Below are 17,179 nucleotides of genomic sequence, written 5' to 3'. Positions count from 1 at the left end.
AAAGTCCATTTATAGACTATACTATAGTAGTATTTATTAGGAGGTCTAAAATTGGACGAAAAATCATGCGAAATTTTTAATATTTTTTCCTTATGAAGGAAGCTAAATGGCCTTAATAAGCAAAGAGTGGAGGCCTTTGGCCTAAATAATATAGAGTCCATTATCTTATTTCATATAGATAAGATTGAGAATTTAACTCAAAAAGATTTAGTAAATATTCTTAATATGCCCAAACAAACAGTAAATAGCATAATTATGAATTTAAAAGACAATGACCTGATTTATATGAAGTCTATTGATAGCGACAAGAGAGTTAAGAAATTAGTATTAACTGATAAAGGTGCAGAAGAAGTAGCGAATATAAATAGGTCTTTAAGTTTTTCTAATAGTAAAATTTATGACCAACTGGGTGCTAAGACAATAAGATCTATAGAAGAAGATCTAAATCAGATAATAAAAGTAATAGAAGAAAATATGAATGAGGAGGTCATATGAAAAGTTTATTAGAGTTTAATGAAGCTTTTTCATATTTAAAGCAATACTTAAACCAATATCGAAAAAATAGAATAATTTCTATGATAATGACAGTATTAGAAACTATTTTTGAACTTTTAATACCTGCTGTAATGGGGGTTATTTTAAATGAAGTAATCTATCAAAAAGACCCTAGCCAGGCTTTAAAATATGGAGCAATTATAATTGTTTTATCGATACTATCTATGTTTACAGGTATAAAGGCTTCACAAAATGCAGGTATAACTTCTACTGGTCTTTCTAACAATGTAAGAAAGGCTCAGTTTAGAAAAATTCAAGATTTTGCCTTTGAGGACTTTGAATATTTTGGGGTGCCATCACTTTTAACAAGACTTACAACAGATATGCAGTCCCTAGCCCAATCAACTTTTATGACAACAAGATTTGTTATAAAAACAATAGTAATGGCAATAGTTTCCTTTATCCTAGCATTTAACACTAGCTCAAAATTATCTCTTATATTTTTAGTTTTGATGCCAATATTAGTAATTATTTTATTATCAATTACATCAAGGGCTATTCCAAAATTTAGGCAAACTCGTAAACAATATGACAAGCTAAACCTAATTATAGAAGAAAACTTAAATAATATGAGGGTTGTGAAAGCCTTTGTTAGAAAAAAATATGAGATAGATAAATTTGCTAGTGCTAATGAAGAAATGTTTACGCTAGCTGATAGTTCAGAGGGAACAGTTTCTTATGTTTTCCCAACAGCAAATGCAATTTTATATGTGGCCTTTGTTGCCCTAACATGGTTTGGTGGAATCGAAATTATAAATGGTAATCTTGGAGTAGGAGATTTAGTATCCTTTAACATGTATGCCATGATGCTTTTAGGATCACTTATTGGTTTATCAATGGTAATTACCATGCTAATGACAGCATCTCCTTCAGTTACCCGTGTTAAAGAAGTATTAACTAGAGAAATTTCAATGGATAATAGTGCCAAGATAGAAGGTCTAAACTTAGAAGATGGGTCAATTGATTTTTATAATGTAAGTTTTAAATACGAAGAAGATTCTGATGCCTACCAACTTAAAAATGTAGATTTACACATAAAATCAGGTGAGGTAATAGGTATACTTGGACCAACAGGTTCAGCAAAATCAACCCTTGTTCAATTAATACCAAGACTTTATGATATCACAGAAGGTAGCCTAAAAGTGGGTGGCCATGATATTAAAGACTACGATTTAAAAACTTTAAGGGATAATGTAACCATAGTTTTACAAAAAAACACCCTATTTTCTGGAACAATTATCGATAACTTAAAATGGGGAGACCCTGATGCAAGTTTTGATGAAGTAGTGGCTATGGCAAAAATTGCCCAAGCAGATGAATTTGTAAGAGAAAGAAGTGACGGATACAAATCTGAGCTTGGCCAAGGTGGTACAGGGGTATCAGGTGGTCAAAAACAAAGACTAACTATTGCAAGATCTCTACTTAAAAAACCAAAAATTTTAATATTAGATAACTCAACTAGCGCTGTTGATACTAAAACAGAAGCCAAATTATTAGAAGGCTTTAGTAACTTAGATAAAGATATGACACAAATTATTATTTCTCAAAGATTATCATCCTTTGAGAAGGCTGATAGAATAATCGTTATGGATAATGGAGAAATATCTGACATAGGCACAGCAGAAGAATTATATGAGAGAAACGAAATATATAAAATGACCTATGATATTCAACAAAAAGGAGGGGAAGATGAGTAATAAAAAAGCTGAAGTTAAAACAGAAGAAGTAAAAATTTCTACTGATAAAAAATCTCGTGACCTAGACTGGGCTTCCCTTAAAAATCTTTTTGCCTATCTATTTAATAATAAATGGCAAATGGTGGTTGTATTTATATGTGTAATAGCATCATCAGTTACTCAAGTATGGGGCATATCAATGATGCAACCTATAATAGATACCTATATTTTAAAAGGTGATGTTAATGGATTAAAAATAGCAGTTATTAAGATGGGTTTTGTCTATCTAGTATCTGTAATTACTACCTTTATTTATAATAGGCTAATGATTCGTATAGGACAAAGGTCAGTAAAAAATCTTAGAAATGATTTATTTGTCAAAATCCAACAGATGCCTGTAAACTTTTTTGACACTAACCAACATGGTCAGATAATGAGTAGGTTTACCAATGATACTGATACACTTTCCCAATCATTATCATCAACTCTTCCAACTTTAATTAGATCTATTTTAATGATAATAGGAACTATAGTTGTAATGATATCTCTATCACCATTACTTACCTTAGTAATGTTTATAGGGCTTGTAATTATGGTTTTTGTTTTAAAAAATATAGTAAGCAAAACAGGAAGACTGTTTAAAGAATCTCAAAAAAATGTATCAATCCTCCATGGTTTTGATGAAGAGATGCTATCTGGCCAAAAAGTTATAAAAGTATTTAATAAAGAAAATGATATAATAAATCAATTTGATGAAAAATCAGAAAATTTAAGGTCATCTATGGCAGATGCTTTAGTAAATGCTGGTAAGATGATGCCATTTTTAGTAAATTCAATAAATATAATGTATGCAATTCTTGCGGTAACAGGTGTTGTTTTAACTATAAATGGGGCAATGACAGTGGGTATACTTGCAACGTTTTTAACAACTGCTCGTCAATTACAAGGACCTATTTCAAATATTTCCCAACAAGCAAACGCAGTCTTTTCTGCTATGGCAGGGGCTAGCCGTATATTTGAAATCATAGAAATGCCTATAGAAAAAGATACTGGTTACGTGGAGCTAGTAAATGCAAGAGTAGATGAAAATGGCAATGCTATCGAATGTACTGGAGAAAGATGCTATTCATGGAAATGGGAAGAAGATGGAAAGCCAGTTTATAAACAACTGGAAGGAAGAATTGACTTTGAACATGTAGATTTTTCTTATAATGGCAAAGATAAAATTCTAAAAGATGTAACATTTTATGCAAATCCAGGTGAAAAAATTGCCCTTGTAGGGTCAACTGGAGCTGGAAAAACAACTGTAACTAATGTAATAACAAGATTTTATGAAATTGATAGTGGATCTATAAAAATAGATGGTATAGATACTAGAGATATCAAAAAAGACCACTTAAGAAAAGCCTTTGGTATGGTGCTTCAAGATGTAAATTTATTTACAGAAAGTGTAAATGATAATATTAGCTATGGAAAACTAAATGCTAGTGAAGATGAAATTATAAATGCAGCTAAGCTTGCAGGAGCAAATGGTTTTATAAATAGGCTACCAGAAAGCTATGAAACGGAAATAAGTGGGGATGGGTCATCACTATCTGATGGACAAAACCAATTGATTTCCATATCAAGAGCAGCGATAGCAAATCCACCGATGCTTATACTAGATGAGGCAACAAGCTCAATTGATACAACAACAGAAATAAAAGTAACCAAGGCTATGGATAAACTAATGGAAGGATCTACTTCTATAGTTATAGCCCATAGACTATCTACCATACAAAATGCGGATGTAATTATGGTTATGGAGCAAGGTAGGATAATAGAACGAGGTAACCACACTGAATTAATGCAAAAAGGTGGTACTTACTATCAATTATATACCGGTGCTTTAGAATTAGACTAAAAAATCGCTCACTAAGGTGGGCGATTTTTTACATAGCTTTTATATATTTTTTACTAAAAGTTTACCTATTATATTAAATTTAGGATATACATATAATGTAAGGACAAAGAATTTCGCAACCCTATGACTTACATAAAGAGAGCACCTATTAGGTGCTCTTTTGTCGTTTTATTGTTGATTTCTAATTAGTTGGTCTTGTTCGTTAAAGAATTTTTTGTAACCTAAGCGTAGGAAGAAAAAAACACATATGGTTACAGAACTTAAAATTGCAGTCATAATTGCAATTTGATATTTTATAGCAATTAATGGTGAAACACCACCTAAAATTTGACCGGTCATCATACCAGGTAGGTTAATAATCCCCATATTTTTTATATTATTCAAACTTGGAGTGATTGCAGTATCAAAAGCATCTTGGATAATTTTATCCATAGCCATTCTTGGAGTAGCCCCAAGCATTAAAGAACCTTCTATATTTACTCTATTTGTATCAATAGATTTTAAAACTTGATTTAAAGCAAGATTTATACCTGTCATAGAATTTCCTATAATCATTCCACCAAGAGGAATTAAGTATTGAGGGTCATAGATAGGAGTTGGTCTTACTACAACAATTAAGAAAAATACTAGTGTAAATATTGATCCTATTAAAATAGAAATGCTTATTGCGCCAATCATACCCTTTGATAATTGTCCTTTTTTAGAAGAGACAATATTAAAGATAGCAAAAAATTCCATAAGTAAAATCATAAGTATTGATAAAACAAGGGATGAACTATCAAAAATGTAAACTAGAACAAAACCTGCCAAAAATAGCTGAGCAGTCATTCTAATAGTGCCTATGATAAATTCCTTGTTACGATTTAATCCATTTAGTGAGGTTATAATCATAGCAAGGATTACAAAAACATAGGTAAGAAGCATTTGATTGGTACTTAAATCTATAACTGACTTATCCATTGACTACCCTCCCATCAACAATATTTATAACTCTATCACTATATTTATCAGCCATAGAATTTGAGTGAGTAACATAAATTATTGTTTTATTTTCATCTCTTGCCATATCAACCATAGATTTTATAACAAAATCTTCAGTTATATCATCAAGAGCAGAAGAGGGCTCATCTAAAAGATATATTTCACTATCTAAAAGCATAAGGCGGGCTATAGAAACTCTTTGTTGCTCCCCACCAGATAAGTTTTCTATATCTTTATCCAAAGGCTCATCTAAGCTAACAGCCTTTAAAGCAGATAGCAATTTATCATCGCTAAGAGTTTTTTTTCCCTGAAATTTTCTGCCTATAAGTAAATTATCCCTTATAGTTCCAGGAAAAGTTACCGGGCTTTGAGAAAGCATAGGCACCTTTCTTCTATAAGATACCGAATTAATACTCGCAATATTTTCTTCATTTAAAGCTATTATTCCGCTATCAGGAGAGATTAATTTATTAATAAGTCTAAGAAATGTAGACTTACCAGACCCACTAGGTCCTGTGATACAAGTCACCTTGCCAAGCTCTATTTTTAAATCATCTATAGCAAGGATATCCTTGTATTTAACATTATCAAATGTAAACATAAAATCCTCTTTTTCTATAATATTTATCTAATATACTGTATAATAATAAGGCAAAATTTCAAGACAGAAGATTTGACAAAATAAAATGAAAAGTTTAAAATATATTAGTAATCTAAATTAGATTATGAAATTGTAGTAAAAATTAAGTAAAAAAAACTTTACAAACAATTTTTTTAGTTGTATAATGTAAAAGTACATGCGGATGTGGCTCAGTGGTAGAGCATCGCCTTGCCAAGGCGAGGGTCGCGAGTTCGAATCTCGTCATCCGCTCCATTTTGCGCTAATTAGCGCCTGATATTTTATTCTAATAATAAAATATCAATTAATCGAAAATACCAGGTGGCGTTAATTGTTCTAAAAATAGAATGATTCCTCGTTTCTTGGTTGTTTTTGTTTTAAAAATAATAGTCTGTGGTTTTCCTTGGGTACTTATTGACTATTGTCATGAGGATTCAGGATATTGGATGGGCTTTCGTGCTTCGCACGACCATTGCATGGAGGGTCCTCAATCAGCCGGATGGGCTTATATATGGCGCCATAGCCAAGTGGTAAGGCAGAGGTCTGCAACACCTTTACCCCCAGTTCAAATCTGGGTGGCGCCTCCAAATACAAACTCTCATTTTAAATAATGGGAGTTTTTTTATTGAGGAGTTTTATGTTAATTATTAGCCACAAATCTACAGTTGAGTTTAAAGAGTTTTTAAAGGACAACAAGCTAGATTTTATAGAAACAATAGATAATCCAAACCTAGATCCTAGGATTGCTGATCACCCAGATTTATCAATATTTCCTTTAAATGAGAATGATCTATCAATTGATAGTAGTGTTATAAATTATTATCAAAAAAATATTACTGATAAAAATTTAATACCAGGAGAGAGTGTAAGTAAAAAGTATCCTTATGATGCTATTTATAATGTTTATAAGGGATCTGCTTTTTATATCCATAATGATGTTACTGAAAAAAATATAAATAATTATATGAAAGTTAATAACTACAAGCATTTGTTTACAAATCAGGGGTACACTAGGTGTTCTATAATTCCTATGGGGGATAAGATTTTGACGGCCGATTTTGGTATCTACAAGACCTTAAAAGATAAAATAGAAGTTATTTTATTAAGACAAGAAAATATCCCTCTAGATGGATTTGATGAAGGATTTTTAGGTGGGACTTGTGGATTTTTTGATAAAACCTTAATTTTTAATGGTAATATTGAAAAATTATCTAACTATGAAACTCTTAAAAAAGAGAGTGAGGCTTCTAAAATTAGGCTTTTGTATCCTAAAAATTGTGACCTAGTTGATACTGGATCAATTTTATTTATTTAAGATATAGATAATTATAAAAATAAAAGTATAATTATAAAATATTTTAAAAGGATAGGAGTTTTATTTTGGATATTGTATTTATAGGTTTTGCCTTATTTTCCTTATTTTTTGGAGCGGGCAATTTAATTTTCCCGCCCTTTTTAGGGAGAACTTACGAGTCAAACTGGTTGATTTCAAGTATTGGATTTATCTTAACTGGAGTTGGCCTTGCCTCGGTAGCTGTTTATTCTATGGCTAAGAAAGATGGAGATATAAAAGAATTTATAAAAATAGGTGGAGAAAGATTGGGTAATCTTGTTTTACTAATCATTTCAGTAGTGATTGGACCTCTTGGAGCTATACCTCGTACAGGTGCTACTAGTGGGGAGGTTATGATAGCTTCTGGTATAAATATTTCCTACAATTTGTTCATTATTTTATTTTTTGGGTTAACTTTAATTTTCATACTAACTGATAACAAAATTATAGACGTAATTGGTAAATATTTAACACCATTACTATTAATCGTATTATTTTTTATGATTATATCGGGAATTATAAATCCTATTGGTAGCCCAAAGCCTAGCTCAATAACTAAGTCACATACATTTACCAAGTCAGTTATTGAAGGCTATAACACTATGGATGCCTTAGCTTCAATAGTTTTTGCACCTATAATAATAAAATCTTTAATAGAAAAAGGTTATGAAAATGAACTTAAGAAAAAAACTGTACAAGTTATCTTAGTTGCAGCTACGGGACTTGTTTTAGTTTACTTATCACTTACATATTTAGGAGCGACAAGTTCAACACCTTATCCTGATATTAATTCTAGAGTAGAACTTTTAATAGTACTTGCAAGATCGATTTTAGGATCGTTTGGTAAATATATTTTGGCAGCAATTATTGTTTTAGCTTGTTTTACAACTTCTATTGGCCTTATAAGCTCTATTTCTGATATGTTTACTAAGATGTGTAATGATAAAATTTCCTATAATACAACTGCGATTATAGTAGTAATCATTTCAATTATCCTTTCGATGGTTGGAGTAGATGGGATAATTAACTTTACCTTGCCACTTCTAACCTTTGTTTACCCATTAGTTTTAATAATGATTGTATTTAATTTACTAAATTATAATCTAAGCAAAGCTTATAGAAAAATTATCCTAGGACTCACAGGAATTATTTCCTTAATTCAATCCCTAACCATGTACATTTCTATGATTAATCCAAGTTTAGGAGAAAATTTTGAGAAAATTATTTCTTGGCTACCGCTTTATGATTATGGTTTTCCGTGGCTAGGACCTTTTATTATTTTATTTATAATAGGACTTTTAAATAGGGAAAAGGGAGAAACTTTAGTCTAATAATTATTTATGTTATAATTGAAAAAAAGCCTAGGAGAGAATAGATGGATATTATTAAACCTTCAACAATTGCTGGAGTTATGGAATTACTTCCAGATAATCAAGCGGTTTTTGACAGGATGAAAAATACAATTGAAGATACTTTTAAAGATTATGGATTTTTAGCAATCGATACACCAGTTATCGAAAAAAACGAAATTTTATTTGCTAAGGGTGGCGGAGAAACGGAAAAACAAATTTTTGAAATAGCAAGTGACTCAAAAGATATGAGCCTGCGTTTTGATTTAACAGTACCCCTTGCAAGATATGTTTCAGAACACTTATCTGATTTAAATTTCCCTTTTAAACGCTATCAAATCGGCAAAGTTTACCGTGGTGAGCGTAATCAAAAGGGCAGATATAAAGAATTTTACCAAGCAGATATTGATATAATTGGTAACAATAGCCTATCAATTTATAATGATGCTTTACTAGCAAGAGTGATTTTTGAAGCCTTTACTAGGATAAATTTCCCAAATATTACTTTTCACATAAATAACAGAAAATTATTAAATGGATTTTTTAACTCTATTGATATAGAAGATAGTACTGAAGTTTTAAGGACTATTGATAAAAAAGATAAGATAGGTCTAGATAAAACTAGAGATTTACTAATAGATTTAATCGGTGAAAAAAAGGCTGATAAGACTTTAGAATTTATCAATTCAAGTGAAGATAATGAAAAAGTTTTAGAAAATTTAGCGGCTTTTGCTGGTAATGATTTATACTTAGAAGGTTTAGAAGAGTTAAAAACTGTTTATGAATACATGGTGAAATTTGGAGTGGCAGATAAAAATATAAAAATTGACCTTGCTATTACTCGTGGACTTGATTATTATACATCAACTGTTTATGAAACTTTTATAGATGGCTACGAATCAATCGGATCAGTTTGTTCAGGTGGTAGGTATGAAAATCTTGCCAGCAACTTTACCAAACAAAACTTGCCTGGAGTTGGTATGTCTATAGGTTTAACTAGATTATTTTACCAATTACAAGAACTAGGACTTGTGGAAGAAGAAAAATCTAGCAAGATAGATTTATTAATTTTACCTATGGATAAAGAATTTAACTTTTATGCCATAGATGTCTTATATAAACTAAAAGATTTAGGTAAAAAAGCTGATATTTACTTAGAAACTGGTAAGTTTAAGAAAAAAATAAACTTTGCTGATAAAATAAATGCTAAATATGCTGTAATAATTGGAGAAGAAGAGGCTTCTAAAAATGAAGTTTCAATAAAAAATATGGAAACAGGGGAACAATTTAATAAAAGTTTAGAAAATTTAGATTTTTAGATTGATTTTATTTTAAATACCTGCTATATTGGTAGTAGATAATGATTTATCAAAAATATTTGGAGGTACATATGACTTTATTAACACAAACAGTACAAACTGGCGATTGGACAAATGAAAAACACGTTCCAGAAATTGATTTTGAAAGTGTAGAAAATGGCAAAGTAAAAATCAGAGCTGCAGTAGGAACAGAAATCGAACACCCAAATACTTTAGAACACCACATTGCATGGATTAAAGTATTTTTCCAAGCTGAAGATGCACAATTCCCTGTAGAAATTGCTTCATCTGAATTTACAGCTCACGGAGAAGATGATCTATACACAATTCCATGTGCAACAGGATACATAAAAGCAGGCAAAAAAGGTACAATTTATGCCCTAAGCTACTGCAATATCCACGGATTATGGGAAAATTCAGCAGAATTAAACTAATAAGCTAAAATAAAAATCAGACATTAACTTGTCTGATTTTTTTTATTTATTTTGATTTTTACTATCCGCTATAGTCTTTAAATTACTGGATAGGTGATATATTGGCAGGATATCTATATAAAGATTATAATTATTTTCTTTTATATAATCACATAAGTCCATCATCCAAACAAGGACGTATTTATTTAAGTAAAATCCTTGGATGCCATTGGCAATTATAGATCTTCTGCCATTTATAACTATGTCATTTCGGATTTTCTTAAAGTAGTCATTCCAATATTTATTTGCCTCACTATCCAAAATTAAGCCCTCAATTAAATTTTTAAGGGCTATTACGTATTTTTCTTCCATAGGATTTACATAAAAATCTACATACCCATCCTTATTTAAAATTATATCTTCATTGACTTTTTTATTTTCATAAGCTTTAAAATAAGAATCCCTATTAAAACCTTCAAAAAACTTTGGATATAGACCGTAAGGATATGTTGACTTTTCTATAGTATTTTTTAAAAATTCTAATTCATAGGATCCATTATCAAAGCAGGCTATAAAAATAGGGGATAGGGTTATTAAAAGCCTTAGCCTGCTATTATACCTATCATTTAAAAAAGAATATTTTATATAGTCTTTATTTTTTTTAATATCAATCATTATTTTGGATTACATCAAAAAACTTAGCCCCGTTTGCCTTAGCTAAATCTTCTGCTTTTATTTTTAGACTATGGCCGACTTTACCAGCTGATACCTTTATAAAGTCATGGTCTTTGGCGCTGGCATCAATTATTACATCATAATCTTTTTTCATAGCAAGGCTAGTTGTTGCACCTCTTTCATAGCCTACTTTAGATTTTAAATCTTTAAGTGGCAGCATTTCTAGAGACTTTACTCCTACACATTTACTTGCTTTTTTAAAATCAATATTTTCTGCACCTGGTATAACAAATATAAATATATCTTTTGTATTTGAAATAGTTGCAAGAGTTTTATATACCACGCTTATATCTTGGTGGGTTTCTTCAGTCATATCAATTGTAGACTTAAACTCCCCTTCAAATTCATAATCGATATGCTCATAAGGGATATCTAAGTTTTCTAATGCACGCATGGCATTTGTTTTTATTTCTTTTTTCATTAAATCACATCCTTTCTCTCATTATACTCTATCATTATTCACTTATTGGGTATAAATTTTTAGAGAATGGAGTTATATATGAAAGAAGAGATTATAATTACCTATGTTTACCACTCTTGTTATACTGTGGAAACTAATGATTTATTTATTATTTTTGATTATTACAAAGGACTTTTAAATATTCCAGAAGATAAAGAAGTTATTTTTGTATCAAGCCATGCCCACAGCGACCACTACACTTCAGAAATACTAAAAGTGCCTGATATGAAAGATAAAACCTATATTTTAAGTTCTGACATAGTTAAGCTGCCATCAAATGAAAATATCATCTACATAAGAGATGATAAAATTTCTATGGACCAGCTAAAAAGTTTATACAATTCTAAAAATGTACACTTAGTAAGTAAAAATAATAGCTATAATATAAGGCTTAACAGCGGGAAGACCTTAAAAATCAAAACTTTTGGGTCAACTGATAGGGGAGTTTCTATTTTACTATATGTAGATGATATGACCATATTTCACGCAGGCGACCTTAACTTTTGGGCTTGGCCACGCTATGATGAAAATCAAATGCAAAAAGAATACGATGATTTTATACTAGAGGTAGAAAAAATCAAAAAACATCCCATAGATATTGCTTTCTTTCCAGTCGATCCAAGACTTGAAGAAAATTATTATAAGGGTGGGGATATCTTTATAAAAGAAGTACGTCCACAAATATTTTTCCCAATGCACTACGGGGATAAGCTTGAAATTACCAGTAAATTTAAAGAAAGCTTTAGCTATGAATTTACGGATGTGAGGGAAATATTTGAACCTAATCAAAAAATAACGATAGACATTGATGATTAAATCAAATATGATATATAGATAATAAGAAAAACGAGTTAGGAGATTTATGGAAAAAATAGCAATATTAGCAGATACCGCATCTGATATTGATATAGATATAGCAAAAGATTTAGGTATATATCTTTTGCCCTTATATGTGAATTTAGATAGCAGGTATTTTAAAGATAGAGTTGAAATTAGCCCTGATGAATTTTATGGATGGGTTAGGGAAAATAATTCACTGCCAAAAACCAGTGCACCATCACCAGGTGATCTTACTAAGCTTTTAGAAGAAATCAAAAATGATGGTTATGAAAAAGTAATTATGATAAGCCTTGGTGCAAACTTTTCTTCTACCTACAATTTATTTAACATGATAAATATAGAGGGCCTAGAGACTTATGTATTTGATAGTGGAAGCCTTACTATGGCAGAAGGATGTTTTGCCCTTTATGCAAAAGAATTAATAGATAAGGGCTTAAGCTTTGATCAAATTAAAGATAAGTTAGAAGAAAAAAGAACTGACTCTAAGGTGTTTTTTACCCTAGATACCTTTAAATACCTAGTAGAAGGGGGCAGAGTTCCAAGAACTTTTGGAAAAATTGGTAATGCCTTGTCAGTAAAGCCAATTATAACCATTAGCCCTGATGATAATCACTTTAAACTTTTAAAAATATCTAGGGGAGAAAAAAAAGTTTTAAAAGAGTTTAGAAAAATAGCCTTAAATGAGTTAGAAAATATAAAAAACTATTACTTTTTTATCGGCCATGGTGGATTTGAAGAGGGTTCATCAAAGCTTGAAGAAGCTTTCTCAGATATAATAGCAAATGCCAAAAAATATTGTAATATACAAATTTCACCAACCCTTGGGGCAAATACTGGACCGGGCTTATTTGGATTTGGATTATTTAAACTAGACTGATTGTTGAGGTAAAAATGAAAGAAAAAATTGCATTAATGACTGATACGGTCGCAAATTTACCAGAATCTTTTATAAAAGAAAATAATATTTACGTAATCAGTTTATATGTAGTTGTAGATGAAAAATATTATAAAGATGGTATAGATATCACACCAGAGGATATGTTTAGACTAAATGATGAGGACCCTAGTTTTTCTTCAAAGTCAGCATCTCCAAGCCCAGATGATTTTAGCAAGATTTTTAAACAAATAAAAGATGATGGCTATGAGAAAGTAATATTTATTGGCATGGGTAGCAACCTATCTTCAACTATAATAAATTCTAATATAGCAGAACACCATGGATTAGAAGTAGCAACTATCGATAGTAAAACAGTAACTATTTTAGAAGGACTTCTTGTAATGTATGCTAATGATTTATTAAATTCTGGAGCTGACTTTGATACAATTGTTAAAAAGTTAAATAAAGCTGTCGGCAATTCCATAGCCATTGGTTGGATAAATTCGCTAAGATACTTAAAGGCTGGTGGCAGACTTGGCAAAGCTGCTAGCAAAGTTTCTGCAGTTTTAAACTTTAAACCCTTTATGTCAATCGACGGTAATGGAGAATTTGATTTATATAAGCTAAAAATGAGTAAAGAAAAGTCATACATAGAAACAGTGAAAAAAGTTAGAGAAGAACTAGCTGGTAAGGAAAATTATTACATGGCCTATCTTTACGGTAATGATATAAAGATATTAGATGGTGTAAAAAATGACTTGGATGATTTAGAAAAAAATGCCAAGGGAATTTTTAAAGCTGCTACAGGATCAGTAGTAGCAGTCCATGTAGGTCCTCAAATATATGCTGTGGCATATTTATTAGTTGATTAAAAAAGATTTGACAAAAATATAAAAAGCTAGTATTATATAGCACATAGACAACAAAGAAGTACCCAGATACTCACCTGCCGATTACAATTTGTAGGTTAATAATTTTTAAAGATGATTTTAAAAATTTGAACGGGTACTTTGTGCCCGCTTTTTTTATGTAATTATACATTGGAGGTATAACTATAAAAGATTTAAGAATAAATGATGAAATTAGAGCTGACCAGGTAAGATTAATCGATGAAAATGGTAACCAAGTTGGAGTAACTACACTAAGAGATGCCCAAGCTCGTGCTGATGAAGCAAAACTAGACTTAGTTTTAATGAGTCCAAAGGCAAAACCACCTGTTACTAGAATCATGGATTATGGAAAGTTTAAATACGATCAAGAAAAAAAGGAAAAAGAGAATAAGAAAAAACAAAAGAATGCTCAGTTAAAAGAGACAAGATTTTCCTTAAATATTGAGGATAATGATTTGCAAACTAAGGCAAATCAAGCCAAAAAATTCTTAAACAACGGGGATAAAGTAAAAGTTTCTATAAGATTTAGAGGTCGTGAGCTAGGTCGTAAAGAACCAGGTTATGAATTAATGGATAAATTTAAGGACATGCTTGGAGAGGGAGTACAAGTTTATAAAAAACCAAAAATGGAAGGTAGATCCCTAGTAATGTTCCTAGAACCAAAAGGAGAAGAAAATGGCAAATAAAAATAAAACAAGAAGAGCTGCTGCAAAAAGATTTAAAGTTACAGGCAGTGGAAAAGTTGTAAGAAGAAAAGCATACAAAGGTCACTTAACAGCTAAAAAATCACCAGCTAGAAAAAGAAATCTTAGAAAATCAACAGTAGTTTCTAAAGCTGATGAAAGAAATGTTAAACAATTATTAGGAATGTAATTAGGAGGCAAATAGAAAATGGCAAGAGTAAAAAGAGCAACAAACGCTAAGAAAAAACATAAAAAAGTATTAAGACAAGCAAAAGGATACTACGGTTCAAAAAGCCTTCTATACAGAACAGCTAACCAAGCTGTAATGAAATCTTTAAACTATGCTTACATTGGACGTAAACACAGAAAAAGAGACTTCAGAAAATTATGGATTGCTAGAATTAATGCTGCAGCAAGACTTAATGGTACAACTTACTCAAAATTAATGGGTAACCTTAAAAAAGCAAACATTGATATCAACAGAAAAATGCTTGCAGAAATCGCTGTAGAAAATCCAGCTGAATTTACAAAATTAGTAGAATTAGCTAACCAAAACGCTTAATGGTAATAAATTCTACATCCAACCAAAAATTTAAATATATATCAAAACTTAAAAACAAAAAGTATAGGGATATAGAAGATAAATTTATTATAGAATCTAAGAAATTGGTAGAAGAGGCTATCTCTTCTGCTGATGTAGATTTTATTTTTTTATCTGAAAGTAATAAGGACTATCAAACAAAGCTAGATAAGATAATTTTTGATGATAAACTTTTTAAAAAACTATCTAGTCTAAAATCACCAGATGGATTTGCAGCGGTGGTTAAAAAGAAAAAAGAAGATAATATTTCATCAAATAGAGTTTTACTTTTAGATGGTCTAAATGATCCGGGAAATATGGGAACCATTATCCGTTCTGCAGAAGCCTTTGGTTTTAATGATATATTGCTTGCCCCAAATACAGTTGATATATATAACGAAAAAACTTTAAGAGCCTCAATGGGCTCCATTTTTAGATTAAATATAAAACAAACTAGCTATGATGATATAGCTTTGTTAAAAAAATCTTATAAATTGGTAGCAGCCGACATGAGCGGGTATGATATTAATACATGTAAGATTGATGAGGATATTATCTTAGTAATAGGAAATGAAGCAAATGGTTTGTCAGATAAAATAAAATCTATGACAGATATATTTGTTAAAATTCCTATGAAAGGGAAAATAGAATCCTTAAATGCAGCTATTGCTGCTAGTATTTTAATGAATAATCTTAGCTTATGATTCGGAAAAAACTTTAGCTATTCTTTACCAGCAAGAGGGGATGATGGAAGCTCTCAAGGTTACGGCTAAATATATTCACCGATGAAGCTTGATATGAAATTAGTAATTGATACGATTTGCTGCGTTATAAGCTTTTAAGTGGGTTAATATTAACCAATTAAGGTGGTACCGCAGATAAATTCTGTCCTTTTATAGGATGGAATTTTTTTATTACCAAAATTGAAAGGAATAATAATGGAAGAAAATTTAAAGCAAAGCTTGGCTAAGGCTCAAAGTGAAATAGAAGCTGCAAATAGCCTAGAAGATTTAGAAAAAATAAGAGTAGCCTACCTTGGTAAAAAAGGTGTGATAACAGATTTAAAGAAAAACATCTCAAAACTGCCAAATGAAGAAAAACCAATGGCAGGTAAGCTTATAAATCAAACAAGCACAGAAATAGAAAATGCTCTTAGTGAAAAGTCAGAAACTCTTAAAAAAGAACTATTAAAAGAAAAAATAGCAGAAGAAACTATAGATGTAACAGCTCACTTTGAAAATCATGATAGCGGACATTTAGCTTTGATAAATCAAACTCTAGAAGAATTAGAAACAATTTTCCAAAATATGGGCTTTGATGTTGTTGAAGGACCAGAAATAGATACTGTAAAACACGTTTTTGATGATTTAAACTCACCAACAGACCATCCAGCAAGGTCAACTAGCGATACTTTTTATATAACAGATGATATATTACTTCGCCCACACACTTCTTCTATGCAAATTAGAGTTATGAATGAAGGAAAACTACCTATAAAAATGGTATCAGCAGGACGTGTATTTAGAAATGATGAGGTAGATGCAACTCACTCACCGATGTTCCACCAATTAGAATGCCTAGTTGTAGATGAAAATGTGTCTATGGCAAATCTAAAAGCAACGCTTGAAACATTTATCAAAGAAATGTTTGGAGATGATATGGAACTAAGATATCGTCCACACCACTTCCCATTTACAGAACCATCTTTAGAAGTAGATGCAACTTGTCCAGTTTGCCGTGGTGAGGGTTGTCCAGCTTGTGGAAATACTGGTTGGTCCATGGAGCTTTTAGGTGGAGGGATGGTTCATCCTAATGTACTAGAAGCTTGCGGTATCGATAGTGAAAAATACACCGGTTTTGCCTTTGGTCTTGGAGTAGACAGGATTGCTATGGTAAAATACGGCCTTAATGATATCAGATTACTTTATGATAATGACAAAAGATTCTTAGAACAATTTTAGGAGAA

19 protein-coding genes and 2 tRNA genes are annotated in these 17,179 nt (G+C 30.9%); 17 read left to right on the top strand and 4 right to left on the bottom strand.

The window, feature by feature from the left end; genetic code table 11:
- Positions 1–126: 126 nt before the first annotated feature.
- Genes AB9Q04_RS04055 through AB9Q04_RS04045 form a run of 3 tightly spaced genes read left to right on the top strand, consistent with a single transcriptional unit; the run spans position 127 to position 4,134 of the window.
- Positions 127–495, top strand: a complete 369-nt coding sequence (locus AB9Q04_RS04055) for a MarR family winged helix-turn-helix transcriptional regulator (protein ID WP_410024098.1) — start codon at positions 127–129, stop codon at positions 493–495.
- The gene (locus AB9Q04_RS04050) at positions 492–2,252 is read left to right on the top strand and encodes an ABC transporter ATP-binding protein (RefSeq protein WP_410024097.1); all 1,761 of its coding nucleotides are present in this window, start codon (positions 492–494) and stop codon (positions 2,250–2,252) included. The genes AB9Q04_RS04055 and AB9Q04_RS04050 overlap by 4 nt, the downstream gene beginning before the upstream one ends.
- Entirely contained in the window at positions 2,245–4,134 is a 1,890-nt protein-coding gene (locus AB9Q04_RS04045) for an ABC transporter ATP-binding protein (protein ID WP_410024096.1), read from the top strand. Before AB9Q04_RS04050 ends, AB9Q04_RS04045 begins: the two co-directional genes overlap by 8 nt.
- A 168-nt stretch (positions 4,135–4,302) precedes the next feature.
- Here AB9Q04_RS04045 and AB9Q04_RS04040 read toward each other — a convergent pair whose 3' ends face one another.
- Both AB9Q04_RS04040 and AB9Q04_RS04035 read right to left on the bottom strand, forming a co-directional pair.
- A complete protein-coding gene (locus tag AB9Q04_RS04040; protein WP_410024095.1) occupies positions 4,303–5,094 on the bottom strand; it encodes an ABC transporter permease in 792 nt (263 codons plus the stop codon).
- On the bottom strand, positions 5,087–5,716 hold the full coding sequence (locus AB9Q04_RS04035) for an ABC transporter ATP-binding protein (RefSeq protein WP_410024094.1): 630 nt from the start codon (positions 5,714–5,716) through the stop codon (positions 5,087–5,089). The genes AB9Q04_RS04040 and AB9Q04_RS04035 overlap by 8 nt, the downstream gene beginning before the upstream one ends.
- A 198-nt stretch (positions 5,717–5,914) precedes the next feature.
- On the opposite strand from AB9Q04_RS04035, the gene AB9Q04_RS04030 reads away from it, so the two are divergent.
- The 6 genes from AB9Q04_RS04030 to AB9Q04_RS04005 all read left to right on the top strand — a co-directional run bounded on the left by AB9Q04_RS04030 (position 5,915) and on the right by AB9Q04_RS04005 (position 10,169).
- A tRNA-Gly gene (locus AB9Q04_RS04030) sits at positions 5,915–5,989 on the top strand.
- Between the two features lie 258 nt (positions 5,990–6,247).
- Positions 6,248–6,321, top strand: a tRNA-Cys gene (locus tag AB9Q04_RS04025).
- 50 nt (positions 6,322–6,371) lie between these two features.
- The gene (locus tag AB9Q04_RS04020; protein WP_410024093.1) at positions 6,372–7,049 is read left to right on the top strand and encodes a DUF6873 family GME fold protein; all 678 of its coding nucleotides are present in this window, start codon (positions 6,372–6,374) and stop codon (positions 7,047–7,049) included.
- A 65-nt stretch (positions 7,050–7,114) separates the two neighbouring features.
- Positions 7,115–8,398 carry a branched-chain amino acid transport system II carrier protein gene (brnQ, locus tag AB9Q04_RS04015; RefSeq protein WP_410024092.1) on the top strand — a complete coding sequence of 428 codons (1,284 nt, stop codon included), beginning with the start codon at positions 7,115–7,117 and terminating at the stop codon, positions 8,396–8,398.
- A 44-nt stretch (positions 8,399–8,442) separates the two neighbouring features.
- Positions 8,443–9,735 carry a histidine--tRNA ligase gene (gene hisS / locus AB9Q04_RS04010; RefSeq protein WP_410024091.1) on the top strand — a complete coding sequence of 431 codons (1,293 nt, stop codon included), beginning with the start codon at positions 8,443–8,445 and terminating at the stop codon, positions 9,733–9,735.
- Positions 9,736–9,806: 71 nt separating this feature from the next.
- Positions 9,807–10,169 carry a desulfoferrodoxin family protein gene (locus tag AB9Q04_RS04005; RefSeq protein ID WP_410024090.1) on the top strand — a complete coding sequence of 121 codons (363 nt, stop codon included), beginning with the start codon at positions 9,807–9,809 and terminating at the stop codon, positions 10,167–10,169.
- A gap of 42 nt (positions 10,170–10,211) precedes the next feature.
- On the opposite strand, the gene AB9Q04_RS04000 is transcribed toward AB9Q04_RS04005, so the two are convergent.
- The gene (locus tag AB9Q04_RS04000; RefSeq protein ID WP_410024089.1) at positions 10,212–10,823 is read right to left on the bottom strand and encodes a hypothetical protein; all 612 of its coding nucleotides are present in this window, start codon (positions 10,821–10,823) and stop codon (positions 10,212–10,214) included.
- Positions 10,816–11,304, bottom strand: coding sequence for an aminoacyl-tRNA deacylase (locus AB9Q04_RS03995; RefSeq protein ID WP_410024088.1), 489 nt, complete (start codon positions 11,302–11,304; stop codon positions 10,816–10,818). The genes AB9Q04_RS04000 and AB9Q04_RS03995 overlap by 8 nt, the downstream gene beginning before the upstream one ends.
- 78 nt (positions 11,305–11,382) lie before the next feature.
- Here AB9Q04_RS03995 and AB9Q04_RS03990 point away from each other — a divergent pair, with 78 nt between their 5' ends.
- From AB9Q04_RS03990 to pheS, 8 genes are all read left to right on the top strand, one after another.
- Positions 11,383–12,159 carry an MBL fold metallo-hydrolase gene (locus AB9Q04_RS03990; RefSeq protein WP_410024087.1) on the top strand — a complete coding sequence of 259 codons (777 nt, stop codon included), beginning with the start codon at positions 11,383–11,385 and terminating at the stop codon, positions 12,157–12,159.
- Between the two features lie 46 nt (positions 12,160–12,205).
- On the top strand, positions 12,206–13,060 hold the full coding sequence (locus tag AB9Q04_RS03985) for a DegV family protein (protein ID WP_410024086.1): 855 nt from the start codon (positions 12,206–12,208) through the stop codon (positions 13,058–13,060).
- A gap of 14 nt (positions 13,061–13,074) precedes the next feature.
- Positions 13,075–13,932: a DegV family protein gene (locus AB9Q04_RS03980; protein ID WP_410024085.1), complete on the top strand. Its 858-nt coding sequence runs from the start codon at positions 13,075–13,077 to the stop codon at positions 13,930–13,932.
- A 167-nt stretch (positions 13,933–14,099) separates the two neighbouring features.
- On the top strand, positions 14,100–14,636 hold the full coding sequence (gene infC / locus AB9Q04_RS03975) for a translation initiation factor IF-3 (RefSeq protein WP_394012238.1): 537 nt from the start codon (positions 14,100–14,102) through the stop codon (positions 14,634–14,636).
- Positions 14,626–14,823 carry a 50S ribosomal protein L35 gene (gene rpmI, locus AB9Q04_RS03970; RefSeq protein WP_203128278.1) on the top strand — a complete coding sequence of 66 codons (198 nt, stop codon included), beginning with the start codon at positions 14,626–14,628 and terminating at the stop codon, positions 14,821–14,823. Before infC ends, rpmI begins: the two co-directional genes overlap by 11 nt.
- An 18-nt stretch (positions 14,824–14,841) precedes the next feature.
- On the top strand, positions 14,842–15,195 hold the full coding sequence (gene rplT, locus AB9Q04_RS03965) for a 50S ribosomal protein L20 (RefSeq protein ID WP_394012004.1): 354 nt from the start codon (positions 14,842–14,844) through the stop codon (positions 15,193–15,195).
- Entirely contained in the window at positions 15,195–15,917 is a 723-nt protein-coding gene (locus AB9Q04_RS03960; RefSeq protein ID WP_410024083.1) for a TrmH family RNA methyltransferase, read from the top strand. Before rplT ends, AB9Q04_RS03960 begins: the two co-directional genes overlap by 1 nt.
- Positions 15,918–16,151: 234 nt before the next feature.
- Positions 16,152–17,174 (top strand): phenylalanine--tRNA ligase subunit alpha, encoded by a 1,023-nt coding sequence (gene pheS / locus AB9Q04_RS03955; RefSeq protein ID WP_410024082.1) that lies wholly within the window; start codon positions 16,152–16,154, stop codon positions 17,172–17,174.
- The last annotated feature ends 5 nt before the right edge of the window (positions 17,175–17,179 follow it).

Source organism: Anaerococcus groningensis (assembly GCF_046365465.1).
GTDB lineage: Bacteria > Bacillota > Clostridia > Tissierellales > Peptoniphilaceae > Anaerococcus > Anaerococcus groningensis.
Note: the sequence above shows the minus strand (reverse complement) of the source record. Positions and strands in the feature narration are given on the sequence as shown.